15 protein-coding genes are annotated in these 14,552 nt (G+C 41.0%); 6 read left to right on the top strand and 9 right to left on the bottom strand.

What is annotated here, in order from left to right; all coding sequences use genetic code 11:
• Positions 1–7 precede the first annotated feature (7 nt).
• Together mltG and Q1R07_RS03000 are read left to right on the top strand one after the other, a co-directional pair.
• Entirely contained in the window at positions 8–1,048 is a 1,041-nt protein-coding gene (gene mltG / locus Q1R07_RS03005; RefSeq protein ID WP_300485865.1) for an endolytic transglycosylase MltG, read from the top strand.
• 345 nt (positions 1,049–1,393) lie between these two features.
• Complete coding sequence (locus Q1R07_RS03000; protein WP_211089522.1) at positions 1,394–2,035, top strand: peptidoglycan-binding protein LysM; 642 nt, start codon at positions 1,394–1,396, stop codon at positions 2,033–2,035.
• Here Q1R07_RS03000 and Q1R07_RS02995 read toward each other — a convergent pair.
• The 3 genes from Q1R07_RS02995 to dnaA are packed head-to-tail and all read right to left on the bottom strand — an operon-like array spanning position 2,032 to position 4,652.
• The gene (locus tag Q1R07_RS02995; RefSeq protein ID WP_300485859.1) at positions 2,032–2,757 is read right to left on the bottom strand and encodes an SAM-dependent methyltransferase; all 726 of its coding nucleotides are present in this window, start codon (positions 2,755–2,757) and stop codon (positions 2,032–2,034) included. The two genes, Q1R07_RS03000 and Q1R07_RS02995, sit on opposite strands and share 4 nt — an antisense overlap.
• The gene (locus tag Q1R07_RS02990) at positions 2,754–3,221 is read right to left on the bottom strand and encodes a low molecular weight protein-tyrosine-phosphatase (protein ID WP_300485857.1); all 468 of its coding nucleotides are present in this window, start codon (positions 3,219–3,221) and stop codon (positions 2,754–2,756) included. The genes Q1R07_RS02995 and Q1R07_RS02990 overlap by 4 nt, the downstream gene beginning before the upstream one ends.
• 3 nt (positions 3,222–3,224) lie before the next feature.
• A complete protein-coding gene (gene dnaA / locus Q1R07_RS02985; protein WP_300485900.1) occupies positions 3,225–4,652 on the bottom strand; it encodes a chromosomal replication initiator protein DnaA in 1,428 nt (475 codons plus the stop codon).
• 192 nt (positions 4,653–4,844) lie between these two features.
• Between dnaA and Q1R07_RS02980 the strand changes: the two genes are divergently transcribed.
• On the top strand, positions 4,845–5,255 hold the full coding sequence (locus tag Q1R07_RS02980) for a thioesterase family protein (protein WP_300485855.1): 411 nt from the start codon (positions 4,845–4,847) through the stop codon (positions 5,253–5,255).
• Positions 5,256–5,260: 5 nt separating this feature from the next.
• On the opposite strand, the gene Q1R07_RS02975 is transcribed toward Q1R07_RS02980, so the two are convergent.
• The 3 genes from Q1R07_RS02975 to ribD are packed head-to-tail and all read right to left on the bottom strand — an operon-like array spanning position 5,261 to position 7,514.
• The gene (locus Q1R07_RS02975; protein ID WP_300485853.1) at positions 5,261–5,869 is read right to left on the bottom strand and encodes a YigZ family protein; all 609 of its coding nucleotides are present in this window, start codon (positions 5,867–5,869) and stop codon (positions 5,261–5,263) included.
• A gap of 9 nt (positions 5,870–5,878) precedes the next feature.
• Positions 5,879–6,478 carry an HAD family phosphatase gene (locus tag Q1R07_RS02970; RefSeq protein WP_300485852.1) on the bottom strand — a complete coding sequence of 200 codons (600 nt, stop codon included), beginning with the start codon at positions 6,476–6,478 and terminating at the stop codon, positions 5,879–5,881.
• Positions 6,471–7,514 carry a bifunctional diaminohydroxyphosphoribosylaminopyrimidine deaminase/5-amino-6-(5-phosphoribosylamino)uracil reductase RibD gene (gene ribD, locus Q1R07_RS02965; protein WP_300485851.1) on the bottom strand — a complete coding sequence of 348 codons (1,044 nt, stop codon included), beginning with the start codon at positions 7,512–7,514 and terminating at the stop codon, positions 6,471–6,473. The genes Q1R07_RS02970 and ribD overlap by 8 nt, the downstream gene beginning before the upstream one ends.
• 137 nt (positions 7,515–7,651) lie before the next feature.
• Here ribD and Q1R07_RS02960 point away from each other — a divergent pair, with 137 nt between their 5' ends.
• Together Q1R07_RS02960 and prmC are read left to right on the top strand one after the other, a co-directional pair.
• The gene (locus Q1R07_RS02960) at positions 7,652–8,137 is read left to right on the top strand and encodes a GNAT family N-acetyltransferase (protein WP_300485850.1); all 486 of its coding nucleotides are present in this window, start codon (positions 7,652–7,654) and stop codon (positions 8,135–8,137) included.
• 1 nt (position 8,138) lies between these two features.
• Positions 8,139–9,005 carry a peptide chain release factor N(5)-glutamine methyltransferase gene (gene prmC / locus Q1R07_RS02955; protein ID WP_300485849.1) on the top strand — a complete coding sequence of 289 codons (867 nt, stop codon included), beginning with the start codon at positions 8,139–8,141 and terminating at the stop codon, positions 9,003–9,005.
• On the opposite strand, the gene Q1R07_RS02950 is transcribed toward prmC, so the two are convergent.
• Complete coding sequence (locus Q1R07_RS02950) at positions 8,996–10,237, bottom strand: ABC transporter permease (protein WP_300485898.1); 1,242 nt, start codon at positions 10,235–10,237, stop codon at positions 8,996–8,998. The two genes, prmC and Q1R07_RS02950, sit on opposite strands and share 10 nt — an antisense overlap.
• 226 nt (positions 10,238–10,463) lie before the next feature.
• Between Q1R07_RS02950 and hisS the strand changes: the two genes are divergently transcribed.
• A complete protein-coding gene (gene hisS, locus Q1R07_RS02945; RefSeq protein ID WP_300485848.1) occupies positions 10,464–11,831 on the top strand; it encodes a histidine--tRNA ligase in 1,368 nt (455 codons plus the stop codon).
• A gap of 96 nt (positions 11,832–11,927) precedes the next feature.
• Here hisS and Q1R07_RS02940 read toward each other — a convergent pair whose 3' ends face one another.
• The gene (locus Q1R07_RS02940; RefSeq protein WP_300485846.1) at positions 11,928–12,611 is read right to left on the bottom strand and encodes a prolyl oligopeptidase family serine peptidase; all 684 of its coding nucleotides are present in this window, start codon (positions 12,609–12,611) and stop codon (positions 11,928–11,930) included.
• Between the two features lie 84 nt (positions 12,612–12,695).
• Positions 12,696–14,552 (bottom strand): T9SS type A sorting domain-containing protein (locus tag Q1R07_RS02935; RefSeq protein ID WP_300485844.1); only part of this gene is annotated, 1,857 nt, incomplete at its 5' end.

The raw sequence follows: 14,552 nt of genomic DNA, 5'->3' as shown, positions 1-14,552 counted from the left end.
TTTTATTTTGAAAGTAAAAAAAATCATCAGCATTTTTTCGGTAGTATTGCTATTCGTTGCTTTGATTTACGGTTATGTACTGTATAACAAAGTATTTTCGGCTAATACAAAATTTTCCGAAAACGAAACATTTGTCTATGTTCCGACCGATGCGACTTATCCGCAGGTGCAAAAAATATTGGAACCTTATATTGAAAATATGGAACATTTTGACTTTGTGGCGTCGAAAAGAGGCTATGAGCAAAATGTGGTTTCCGGAAAATTCCTATTGACAAAAGGAATGAGTAGTTTTGATATCGTGCGTTCTCTTCGTAAAAACGTACCGGTAAAAATGGCCTTTAACAACCAGGAATCACTGGGAAAACTGGTACAGCGTTTATCGAGTCAGATCGAACCGGATAGTCTTACATTGACCAATACTTTTACCGATTCGACTTTTATGGCCGAAAACGGTTTTAATAAAGAAAACATACTGAGTATGTTCATTCCAAATACCTATGAGTTTTATTGGAATACAACCGCTACGAAGGTACGTGATAAGATGATCAAAGAATATCGCAAATTCTGGAATGAGGAGCGTTTGCAAAAAGCCAAGGCCTTAGGGTTAACACCAATCGAGGTGTCGACTTTGGCTGCGATTGTGCATAAAGAAACGGCTAAAATTGATGAACGACCACGCGTAGCCGGAGTATACCTGAACCGTTTAAAAGTGGATATGCCATTACAAGCGGATCCGACGGTTATTTTTGCGGTAAAAAAAGAATCCAATGATTTTGATCGTGTGATCAAAAGAGTGTTGTATGAAGATCTTAAAATCAATTCTCCTTATAATACGTATATCCATACCGGTTTACCTCCGGGACCAATTGCCATGCCGGATATTAATGCGATCGATGCGGTTTTAAATGCCGAAAAGCACGATTATATCTATTTCTGTGCGAGCGTGGAGAAGTTCGGATATCACGAATTTGCGTCGACTTTAGCGCAACATGGTGTTAATAAAAAGAAATATGTGGAGTGGTTGGCCAAGCAGGGTATCAACCGATAAGTAAAAAAGCTAAAGCAAAAAAAATTAAGGCCTTCTGATTTGTTCGGAAGGCCTTGTTTTTTTGGGGGTTAGCAGTATTATATTTATTTAGTCCAAATCTTTATTCCTGCCGTAGTTGCATTGCAAAAACCATTTTTAGCTCTTTTTTTTGACTTTTTGGAATGCGGCAAAATCAGGGTTCATCCATTGGGAGCCAGCGGTTTCAGGGCGTTAAGCAAGCGTTAGGTTGTTGTTAAGTTTATTTTTAGATAACTTTAACAGCTTGATTTTCAGGTTTATAAAAATTATCTTATATTTGCAAACGGAAATTTCAAGATGGTGACAGGGCTTGAGAAATCAAAATTTATGATAAAAAAATGGACGTACTTTTTAGGATTGATACTCCTAATCACCTTAATCAGTTCGGGATTTAAAGTCTTCGAAGTAGAAAAGTTAGAAGGATTCCATATTGAGGATGATGAAGTAATCACGTATTTAGTTCCCACCGAAGAAGAAACCAGCAAAGTATTTTTTAATTTCCCATTTACCGGTAAATCATACGTAGGTTTTAAGCAGGCGATCGCTATTAAAGAATCGCTCGGATTATATAACCTGGTGAATCCGTTTGGTTATATGGGAAAATACCAGTTCGGAAAGAGCACTTTAAGAACGGTTGGTATTTATGATGTTGCTGGGTTTCTAAAAAACCCAAGAATGCAGGAAAAAGCCTTTAAAGCACTTTTAGCGCGAAATAAATGGGAGCTCCGTAAGGAAATCGACCGTTATGAAGGAAAAGTGATTAAAGGTGTGAAAATAACCGAATCGGGTATCCTTGCTGCGGCACACTTAGGTGGCGCAGGTTCGGTGAAAAGCTTTCTTAAAAGCAATGGTAATAACGGGTTTACCGATGGTTTCGGAACTTCGTTAAAAAGTTACCTTAGAAAATTCGGAGGGTATGATACCTCAAACATTGTGGCAAATCCCAATGCAAAGGTTAAAATGAATTAATTCATTTTATGAATAATAAAAATACAAGGTCGATTGTGTAAATCGGCCTTATTTTTTTTCCATTCGTTAACCGTTCGGGTTTTGATAAATTCGGTTGGTAACGTAATGTCGCAGGCGATGCACAGGTGTGTACCGGGTTGTAAAGTCTGCAGTAAATCTTCAAAAAGTTTGTTGTTTCGATACGGTGTTTCGATAAAAAGCTGTGACTGGTTTTTGTCGGATGACAGCTTTTCGAAATTCTTCAACGCCTGTTTTTTCTCCGATTTATCAATAGGGAGGTAGCCGTTAAAGGCAAAACTCTGTCCATTCATTCCGGAAGCCATAATGGCTAGTAAAATGGAAGAAGGGCCAACAAGTGGTACCACCTGAATCCCTTTTTCATGCGCCAGTTTTACAATTGCAGCGCCGGGATCGGCTACACCGGGACAACCGGCTTCACTCATCAATCCGATATGCTGACCTTCTAAAAGTGGCTGGATAAAAGCATGGTGTTCCGAGATTTCGGTATGCTTGTTCAGTACGGAAATTTTTAATTCCGGCTGTTTTTTTTCGGGATAAACGCTTTTAATAAAACGACGGGCTGTCTTTTCGTTTTCAACGATGTAATGATCTATAAAATCGATACTTCTTTTTATGGTTTGCGGCAAAACATCTTCCGGGTTCATTTCGCCCAGAGTCGTAGGGATGAGATACAGTTTGCCATAAGAAGTAGCCGCTTTCATAGATGATGTGTTTTTAATTTGTATGCAAGAATATCGCAGGCTTTGTCAAGTAGGTTAAAAACCTGTTCAAAACCGGTTTGTCCGCCATAATAAGGATCGGGAACCGAAATATTCTCGCCGGGATATAATTCGTTTAAGATAAGTCGGACTTTATTTTTGGAAGCTTCGTCCGGTGCCAGTCGGATAATGTCCTTATAATTGTTATTATCCATGGCGAAAATATAGTCAAAATCCTGGAAATCGACCAGTTTGAATTGTCTGGCTCGTTGATTGGAAATATCAATTCCGTGGTTTTTAGCTGTAAGAATCGAACGTTTGTCCGGATGTTCACCGGCATGCCATCCTCCGGTTCCGGCAGAATCGACCTCAAAAGCATCTGCTGGGAGTCTTTTTTTTAAGATTCCCTCAGCTAAAGGGGATCGGCAAATGTTCCCCAGGCAAACCATTAGGATTTTTGTAGGCATGGGTTATAGGGATAACTTTTTGTGTATATCGTCTACGTATTTTTTAAATTGTTTGTCGGTAGCAACCAGATTGTCAACCGTTTTGCAAGCGTGTAATACGGTCGCGTGGTCTCTGTCGCCAATTTGTGATCCGATATTGGCTAAAGAAGCCTTGGTGAATTTTTTAGCAAAAAACATAGCCAGCTGTCGTGCCTGAACGACGTCACGTTTTCTGGTCTTGGATTGTAATGTTTCGATATCCAACTGGAAATAGTCGGATACAACTTTTTGAATATAATCGATGGAAACTTCGCGTTTTACATTTTTTACGAATTTTTCCACAACCTGTTTGGCCAGTTCGGTCGTTACTTCCCGTTTGTTAAATGACGATTGTGCGATTAATGAAATAATAGCACCTTCGAGTTCCCGTACGTTGGTTTTGATGTTTTTGGCTACATATTCTACGATTTCGTCCGGCATTTCAACTCCGTCACGGTACAGGATGTTTTTTAGGATGGCGGTTCGGGTGTCGTAATCCGGTTGTTGGATTTCGGCCGAAAGTCCCCATTTAAAACGCGAAAGCAAACGCTGTTCGATATCCTGCATATCTACCGGTGCTTTGTCGGAAGTCAGGATTACCTGTTTACCATTTTGGTGTAAATAGTTGAAAATATGGAAAAATACGTCTTGTGTTCCTGCTTTACCGGATAAGAATTGTACGTCATCAATGATCAATACGTCAATTAATTGGTAAAAATGGATAAAGTCGTTACGGGTGTTCTTTTTAACGGAATCAATATATTGTTGTGTAAATACTTCTGCTGAAATGTATAACACGGTTTTTTCCGGATGTTTTTCTTTGATTTCAACACCAATAGCATGAGCAAGGTGTGTTTTTCCTAATCCAACACCACCAAAAAGCAATAGTGGATTAAAAGAGGTTCCTCCGGGTTTGTTGGCAACCGCCATTCCGGCAGAACGTGCCAAACGGTTGGATTCTCCTTCCAAGAAATTATCAAAGCTGTAATTGGAGTTTAACTGGGATTCGATTTTTACATTTCGGATTCCCGGGATAATAAACGGATTTTTAAGCTCCGGGTTTTTATTCTGAATCGGTACGTCAACTTCCTGTGGTTTTACCTGCGGACGACTAACACTTGGCAATTGTTCCGTAAACGGTTGTTTGTTGCCATAAGTGTTTTCCATTTTGATTTTATAAAGTAACTTTGCGCTCGCACCAAGTTCTTTTGTCAGGGCAACTTTCAGTAATTTTACGTAATGCTCCTCCAACCATTCATAGAAAAATTTACTAGGTACCTGAATATATAATGCGTTATCAGTAAGCTCAACAGCTTTGATTGGCTCAAACCATGTTTTATATGCTTGGTCCTGGATATTGTCTTTTATGAACGATAGACAGTTATCCCATACCGATTGCGCAGTTTTATTCATATATTCGGGCATAATTAACGTTTTTTTTATGTTGAATGCAAAAAGCAAAAGTAAGACACTTTCGCTGAAATTGGAGAGACAAATATGTGGACAATTTTTCCAAAAAAAAAATATAAGTCATATTGATTTTATGAAAAAAAAATTGTAAGTACATTTAAAAATCTTTTTAAAATAAATTAACAAAAAATTAATATGAAAGAATATCAATTTCAGGTTCGTGTCCGTTATGCCGAAACGGACCAAATGGGAGTCGTTTATCACGGGAATTATGCGCAGTATTTTGAGATGGGACGCGTGGAATGGCTTAGAAATCTGGGACTTTCTTATAAATGGATGGAAGAAAACGGGATCATGCTTCCGGTGGTTTCGCTAAGTATGAATTACCGAAAACCGGCCCGTTATGACGATCTGCTAACGGTGAAAACAATCTTTAAAAGTCAGACCTCTGTGAAGATCGAATTTGACTACGAAATCTACAATGAAGGAGGGGAGTTATTAACAACCGGGAACTCCGTTTTGGTGTTTGTGGATATGAAAACGGGAAGGCCAACCCTGCCTCCGGCGTATGTTACGGAAAAGTTAACCGCCTTTGTTGAAAATTAAAAAACTTATTCTTTTTCGAGAATTTCAACCTCATAAAGATTCGAAAAAATGTCGAAAATCATTTCGGCATTTTTTTTTCGCGTAGCAATCTCAATCTGACAACTCATCTCCATTTGTTGATCAATAATGTCCAGGTTTTTTTCTTTAATGACCCGCATGACTTTGTTCATGTTTTTATAATCAAAACGGATTAGGTAATGAATGTCTATCGTTTGTTCGATAATGTCTGAAACTTCCAGTGCCATTTGCGCGGCTGTTTTATAAGCAGAGATCAATCCGCCAACACCAAGTTTAACGCCACCAAAATAACGAACGACAACAACCAGTACATTGGTTACATCAAAGGACTGTATTTGTCCGTAGATAGGCATTCCGGCCGAGTTGTTGGGTTCGCCGTCGTCGTTGGCGCGAAAATAGATCTTATTGGTACCGGTTTGAAAGGCATAACACCAATGGCGCGCCGAATGATGCTGCTTTTTGAGATCCTCCAATAAGAGTTTGACGTCGTCTTCCGAAGTGATCGGAAAGGCATAACCAAAAAATTTACTGTTTTTTTCTTTGTAGAGAACCGCTTCCGAAGGAGTGGCCAGGGTTTTGTATGTATCTTTTTCCAATGCTAAAAATTACCAGTTTTTATCCAGCAAATCAACGACATCTTCTTTGCCTACCTGTAAGTTCCAGATGTTAAGACCTAAATTGGCGGCCACATCGGTGTTGTGCTTGTTGTCGTCTACAAAAAGGGTCCTTTTAGGGGATAATTCATGTTTGTTGATGATATAGTTGAAGATCTCGGGATCGGGCTTTCTAAGGCCGATTTCGAATGAAAAATAGACTTTTTCGAAGCATTGATAAAACTCGCGGCTAAATGTTTCTCCGACCTTGTTTTCAAACTTTTCAATATGGGTGGCGTCGGTATTGCTCAATAGAAATAACCGGTATTTGGACGATAATTTCTGTAAAAACTCCAGTCGGTATAAAGGGAAATCCAGCAAAATGGCATTCCAGGCATCGCGGATCTCGATCAGGCTTTTGTTGGGGATGTATTTTTGTAACCCGCCAAAAAAATCGGATTCTTTTATTTTTCCTTTTTCATAGCGTTTGTTTAGGTTGTCCAGATCTTCGTTCCAGCAAACCAGCCCGGCTTTTCGCATATGTTCGAAAGGGGCTTCTTCGGCCAGGTTGATAAAAACATTACCAAAGTCGAATATAATAGTATCAATCATGGTGTCTGAAAATTAGAAGTTCGTCGTTCATAATTTGCTGTCGGTTACTCACCGTACCTTTTATAACCGGTGCTTTTACACCTTCGTTTAGCATTATAGCGCCTTTAAAAACACGTGCTTCATCCCATAATCCGGCATCAATAAACAACTGTAATGTTTGTCGGCCGCCTTCTATCAGCAACGACTGAATATCGTGCCGGTAAAGAGTAGCCATGATCGTATGGGGAAGTTTAGTATCAAAGATACAATTTTCAAAAAAAAGGGAAGCGGTATTTTGCATATTTTCAGCCTCAGTAAAGATGATGGTCTTTACAGACCCGTCTTTTACGGCAGCATTGTCTGGGATCCGTCCTGTTCTGTCTAGTACGATGCGGATCGGATCGTTACCGGACCAATCCCTTGTATTTAAGTTCGGATTGTCGTCTATAACCGTTTGCGTCCCAACCAGAATGGCCTGTTCCTCGCCACGCCATTTGTGTACCAACTGACGGGAATAGGTATTCGAAATCCAAACCGGTTTTTGTTCGTCTTTATGCAAAGGTGCAATATAGCCGTCCTGACTTTCGGCCCATTTCAGAATAATATACGGTCGTTTTTCCTGATGGAACGTAAAAAAGCGTTTGTTCAGTTCGTTGCAATCGTCTTCCAATATACCCACCGTAACATTTTTTCCGGCTTCCACCAGTTTTCGGATACCGTTTCCGGCGACTTTGGCAAACGGATCGACCGTACCCACTACAACATTTGGGATCTTATTATGAATGATCAAATCGCAGCATGGTGGTGTTTTTCCAAAATGGCTACACGGTTCCAGGCTTACGTAAATAGTGGCTTCCGATAATAGCGATTTGTCCTGCACCGAATTTACGGCGTTGACTTCCGCATGGGCTTCACCGGCTTTTTGATGCCAGCCTTCTCCGATAATTGTACCGTTGTGCACAATGACACTGCCTACCAGCGGATTCGGATAGGTCGTCCCCAGTCCGTTTCGGGCCAATTCGATACATCGGTTGATATAGTGTTCGTGCGTTTTCAAGAAAATGTCCTGTTGATGTTATAATTTTTTTGTAAATATTTATGAACTGTCAGCCAAGCTGCTTACATTCGCTACGATTTGCAACAGGCAAATGTAATTCCTGTAGACTAATCTGCAAAAAATAAGTTACTCAAAAAATGAATACAATCGAAATACGAGCCATAAAAAAAAGTGATAATGCTACGGTGGCAGCACTAATCCGGAATGTTTTAGTGGAGCATGATGTCCCAAAAGTGGGTACAGCCTATGCCGATAGCGCTTTGGATTGTATGTTTGAAACCTATGCGGTACCGCGTTCGGTTTATTTTGTAGCTTTGGTAAACGGAAAAATTATCGGAACGGCCGGAATTGCGCCTTTGGCAAATGGATCGGCAGCGATCTGCGAATTGCAAAAAATGTATTTCCTTCCGGAATCCAGAGGATTGGGATTGGGCGCCGCGATGATGGAAAAATGCCTCGAACAGGCAAAAGCGCTCGGATTTGCGCAATGCTATCTGGAAACGCTGCCCAATATGGAAGCCGCCCGAAAATTATACGAAAGAACCGGATTTTATTATTTGGACGCGCCGTTGGGAAATACGGGACACAGTTCATGTCCAATTTGGATGATCAAAGATTTATAAGATGCTGTTAAAAGAATACCGCGATTATTTTAAAACCGAATTAGTATCGATTTACGACGAACAGGAAATCGATAGTTTTTTTTATATCACGCTGGAAGCCTTTCACCAGATGAAACGCCTCGATCTGGCTTTGCAACCCGGTTTCGAACTGGATGGAATGCAATTGTTGCAATGGGAAACCGTATTGCATCAGTTAAAAGAACAAAAACCGATTCAGTATATTTTTGAAGAAACCGAATTTTTCGGACTGTCGTTTTATGTCAACGAAAATGTCCTGATTCCACGGCCGGAAACGGAAGAGCTGGTCGAGTGGATTCTGAATTCGGTATCCGGATTACCCAGGGATCGGAAAATAAGGATATTGGATATCGGAACCGGAAGCGGTTGTATTGCGGTTTCACTGGCCAAAAATCTGCCGGAAGCCGAAGTATATGCAATCGATGTGTCGGAAAAAGCACTGGAAGTTGCCCGAAGAAACGCCCGACAGTTGGACGCACCGGTGACCTTCTGGCATAAAGATATTCTGGAAACAACGATTCTGCCGGAAATGTTCGATATTATTGTGTCGAATCCGCCGTATGTACGCAATCTGGAAAAACAGGAAATTTCGAAAAACGTACTGGAATTTGAACCACATCTCGCTTTGTTTGTGGAGGATCACGATCCGTTATTGTTTTACCGTAAAATAACCGAACTGGCGACAAAAAACCTGAATCGCAACGGATTCTTGTTTTTTGAAATCAACCAATATCTCGGACCGGAAATGCAAAATTTACTGGAAACCCATACGTTTGCCCAAATTGAACTCCGCAAAGATATTTACGAAAACGATCGGATGACCAAAGCCGTTTGGGGTTCTTATTCGTAGCGCAAAGCTTCTACCGGATCCAGTTGCGACGCTTTGATCGCCGGATACAATCCGGAAACGATTGCGACAATAAAGGTTGTGGCAAAAGCGGCAAAAATAGCCATCCATGGGACGACAAAGCTAAACTTGATGGCAACCGATATCAGAAAACCTACGGAAATTCCGAGTAGGATACCAACCAGTCCACCCAATTGACCGATGACAAGCGTTTCGGTAAAAAATTGCCATGCAATCGTGCTTTTTTTGGCACCGAGTGATTTACGAACGCCGATTTCGCGGGTTCTTTCCGTAACCGATACCAACATGATGTTCATCAAAGCGATAGACGAACCAAAAATGGTAATCACTCCAACACCCCATGCGATATAACCTAAAAATTGCGTATTCGATAATAAAGTATTGATCAGATCATCACTGCGTTCGATTCCAAAGTTGCTTTCTTCCACCGGGTTTTGTTTGCGGATTTTACGCATGGTAATAATCGCATCGTCAACTGCCTGATCAATCATTTCTTTCTGACCGATCATAACACTTAAGTCGTAATTGATATTTGGTGTGGAAAAGAGCGAACGGGCAATCTGATTCGGGATTAGTACCCTTAAATCCTGACTGTTTCCAAAAGTGGATCCTTTTTCTTTTAATACGCCAATCACTTTAAAACGGGCACCGCGAATGGAAATCGTTTTGTCGATTGCATTGGTGTCTTTAAAAAGTCCTTTTTCAAAATCGGAACCCAAAATGCAGACAAAGTTGTTGTTTTTGATATCAAAACCGGTGAAATTCCGTCCTTTTGTCGTTTCCAGTCCTTTGTTCGGCAGGAAGTTTTCATCGACACCCACAACGGTGATTTCCGGATCGGTTTTTTGAGATTCGTATTTTACTTCGGCTTTACTGGTTGCGGTAAACGAAAGCGAAGTGGTCGATAACGGATAATTGTATTTTTCCTGAAAAGCACGGGCTTGCGGATAACTGATAATCGGGTTGATTTTCTGATTCGGATCGTTGTTGTTGATCTGCGAAGACAAATCGTACTGACTAATGGAAAAGGTATTCGCACCCATCGAAGCGAAATCTTTTGCAATTGTATTTTCAAGGGCGGAAACCACGGTTAGGATTCCTACCAGTGCAGTAATTCCGATTGCGATAATCATTACCGTAAGGATGGTACGCAACAACTGACTTTTGATGGCACCTAAGGCGATTTTTGTATTTTCTCTGAATAGTCCGAACATCATGCTAATTTGTCACTAAAATACAGATTTTGTTACACACCATCCGTTAAAAAGTGTAAGAATACTATCCGGATCTTTAATGAGCGATAAAACAACCCGAAAAGTGTCGCTTTTTTTTAAAAAGGGAACGGAGATCATTTGAAAAAGTAAGATATTTGCAAAACACGGAAACCGGAAAGCATTTGCTGTTTTTCCGATGTTTTACAATTCAAATTTCAATTCTAAAATGGCACAGAAACCAAGTATACCGAAAGGAACCCGGGATTTTTCACCGTTAGAGGTGGCAAAACGAAATTATATATTCAGCACGATCAAATCCAATTTTGAACGATTTGGATTCCAACCGATCGAAACGCCGTCTTTTGAAAATTCTGAAACCCTTATGGGGAAATACGGCGAAGAAGGCGACCGTCTGATTTTTAAAATTCTTAATTCCGGAGATTTTCTTGCTAAAGCCAACGATGCTTTTCTGGAAACGAAAGACAGTTTAAAACTAACGGCTCAGATTTCGGAAAAAGCCCTGCGTTATGATTTGACCGTTCCGTTTGCACGTTATGTGGTACAACATCAGAATGAAATTGAATTCCCGTTTAAGCGTTATCAGATTCAACCGGTTTGGCGTGCGGATAAACCTCAGAAAGGTCGTTTCAGAGAGTTTTACCAATGTGATGCCGATGTGGTGGGATCGACTTCGCTATGGCAGGAAGTGGAATTGGTACAATTGTACGACAGTGTTTTCTCGGCTTTGGGATTGGATGGCGTAACGATTAAAATCAATAACCGTAAGATATTGTCGGGTATCGCTGAAGTGATTGGAGCGAAAGATAAATTAATCGACTTTACCGTTGCGTTGGATAAGCTGGATAAAATTGGCGAAGATGGCGTGAAAAAGGAAATGTTCGAAAAAGGGATTTCTGAGGAAGCCATCGCAAAAGTTCAGCCGTTGTTCCATTTTACCGGATCGATTTCCGAAAAGATCGAAAAATTATCCGATTTGTTAGCGACTTCCGAAGAAGGATTAAAAGGAGTGGAAGAATTGCGATTTATCTGCGAAAATGTAACGGCTTTAGGTTTGGATAAATCCGCTTTGGATCTGGATGTAACGCTGGCCCGTGGATTAAATTATTATACCGGTGCTATTTTTGAAGTATCGGCGCCTAAAACCGTAAGTATGGGATCTATTGGTGGCGGTGGTCGTTATGATGATCTTACCGGTATTTTTGGATTGAAAAATATGAGTGGTGTTGGAATTTCCTTCGGATTGGATCGGATCTATCTGGTATTGGAAGAATTAAACCTGTTCCCGGAAACGGTAACGGCAACTTCACGTGCGTTGTTCCTGAATTTTGGAGATGCGGAAGCGTTATATGCGATGCGTGCAATCGGGCAATTGCGTAAAGCGGGAATCAAAGTAGAATTGTATCCCAGTAATGCGAAGATCGGAAAGCAGTTTCAGTATGCCGATAAACGCGGTATTCCCTATGCTGTAATTGTAGGCGCAGAAGAAATTGCGAATAACGAATATGCGGTAAAAGATCTGGCGTCGGGTGAACAAAGTAAAGTAAGCCTTGAGGCGTTAAAAAATATGCTGTAATGTAAAACACCTGACAGGTTTCAAAAACCTGTCAGGTGTGACAAACTAAATTTCAAATAAAAAAGGCTGTCATATGACAGCCTTTTTTATTTGAGGTTATTTCCGAACTTGTTTTAACATCCAGTCATAAACGGCATCTTTTCGGAATATATTTTCCACATTACTATGATTGCCACCCGGAATAATCGTAAAAGTAACATCGGCGTCCGGTTTACAGGCTTTGATCGCTTTTACAATTTTTTTGGATTCCGATAACGGAACAATAAAATCTTTGTTTCCATGCTGAATCCATAGCGGAATCGTAGCCAGTTTACAGGCGTCGTTTACATTACCACCACCACAAATAGCCACGGCCGCGGTAATTTTATCGGCATATTTTCCGGCGAAATGCATGGTTCCATATCCGCCAAGACTCATTCCGCAGACATATATGCGCGACGGATCGGTGTTGTAATTTTGTTGAACATATTCCAGTACGTTTAAAACTTTATCCGGATCCCAAGGCCCGGAATGCAGTTGTGGCGCTACTACGATAGCCGGAATTTTTTTACCGTTTTCGATCGCTTTTAATACGCCATAACGACGTACTCTTTCAAGATTGGTTCCCGAAAGACTTCGGCCGTGTAGAAAAATAATAATCGGTGCTTTTTGATCCAGCACTTCCTGTTCCGGCAGGTTGATATAAAACGGATAATCGGTTTTATCGGTAATGGCTTGTAATTGTGCCCGTGTCAGGGTAATTGAAAAAAGGCAAAAGAGGATTATAAAATAGGTTTTCATGCGAATAGGGGATATGGAGTACAAAGGTACTTTTTTACAATTAAAAGTGCGATAAAAAAAGGCCTCAAATGCGAGGCCTTTCTATTATTTAATGATGGTTTTCCTACTGATGGAACCTTTATTGGTGTCGACTTTTATAATGTACGTTCCGACGCTGACATTGCGTACCGGCAACAAAATTTCGGTCTGTTCCATAGTGTTGGTACGCCACGAACTGATTTGTTGTCCTAAAACATTGTAAAGGCTTACTTGTTCGACTACAGTGTCGTTCAGGTCGTTTTTAATACGAATCTGATTCGTCCCCTGGAGGTAGGCTACAGTAACATTTTCAAGTACGTTATCGGTAACCGAAAGTTTTCTCATTTCGAAACAAAGCGAGAAACGTTTTTGATTCTCACCCGCCGGAACAGCTATTTCCAATGGCGAATTATGAATGTCGTAAAAATGTCCTGTCGTGTTGTCGTAGATATAAATCGGTTGATCCGGATTGAAATTTTCCAAAGCATCGATTTCGAATTTTACAATACCCGGGTTGTCTGTTCTTACGTATAACGGGTAGAACAAATTCGAATTAAAATGACCCACACCCTGAATCACCAGTTTTTTGTCTCCTAACAGGAATAACATATCCTGTGGCAAATCGTCGTCGATTACCACACCGTCATAACCGTAATCCCAGCCATCTGAAGCCTGATTGCCCATAAAAGCCAAAAGGATCTGACGATGGTTACCGGTATGTGAGGTAAAGCCCAAACGTATTTTACTGTTTGAAGTCACCGCCACCGGATCGTTGTCGTTATTGTTAAAATGATCCGAAGCCGGCATTGCCGTTGCAGCGGTATTGGTGTTACGGAACATTACGTTCGACGTGGCGGCATCTTCTTTTACAAAAGCTCTTTGGTTGTTGTCAAATACAATTGTTCCGCCCAGGAAACTCGCATGTATAAAGAAACCTTGTCCAACCGGGATATAACGCCCCGGAACACGAGAACTGGATCCCTGTCCGCTAATGCCCGGAGGCGAAACAGGAGGGGTTCCACCGGCAAGATTACGAGTGGCATAACCGCCCTGGTATTGTTGCAGTACATGTGTGGCATTGGTTGGGTAATGTTCCCAGAAATAAACGGAACCGTTAGTTGCTGCTGCATTGTCGGCAATAAACAATTCGGCATCCAAAGCAGAAGCATATGGATTTCCGCTAAGATTGATGTTGTTTGGCGATACGGTATTGGTAATACGTCCGTTGTTCGGTTTTCCAACAAAAACATAATTCTGAGTTGCCGTTCCGGCGCCACTTCCTTTTAACGTAAATCCGCTGGAAGGCGACAATATACCGGTTTCGAATATTTGTGTCCAGTTGGCATACAAATCGGAAAGGTTTTGGAATTTATAAATCCAGTATCGCGCCAGGCTGATCGGTGTTGTTGGCGAACCGTCATAACCGTTTACCCAGTTGATGGCTACCGGAGCCGCAGGATTGGTACCGTCTCGTAAAATACCGCTTACCGTATAATTGTTGTTGTTGGTTGTCGCATTGATTGCTCCAACCGGCGACGACCAGTAGTTGTAATTAAACTTATTGGATTGTCCCTGTTGATCGCGTTCAATCGATCCCGAACTGGTTGGATCCAAATCGGAGTTAAAGGTTTGTACTAATTGGGAACGGCCTTGCAGGTCAATTTTACCGTTTAATCGTAAAAAGTGGCTTACCTCGATTTTAGAATCGTTGGTTGCAAAAACAGTATTGGCGTTTACAAAGAAGCCTAACATGGTTTTATTACCACTGGATGTTACGTCGTGAGCCGTTCGTACAATATTCCAGTCAATGGATGTCGTACCATCTACGATTGATAGTGAATACGGTAAATCCTGAGTGGTACCATTTGTCCACGTAGCGGTATTGCTCCACAAACCGGTTGCATTACTATCGTAAGGCATTGG

This window comes from Flavobacterium sp. (assembly GCF_030146175.1).
In the GTDB taxonomy this organism is placed as follows: domain Bacteria; phylum Bacteroidota; class Bacteroidia; order Flavobacteriales; family Flavobacteriaceae; genus Flavobacterium.
This window is presented reverse-complemented; position numbering and strand designations above follow the sequence as displayed.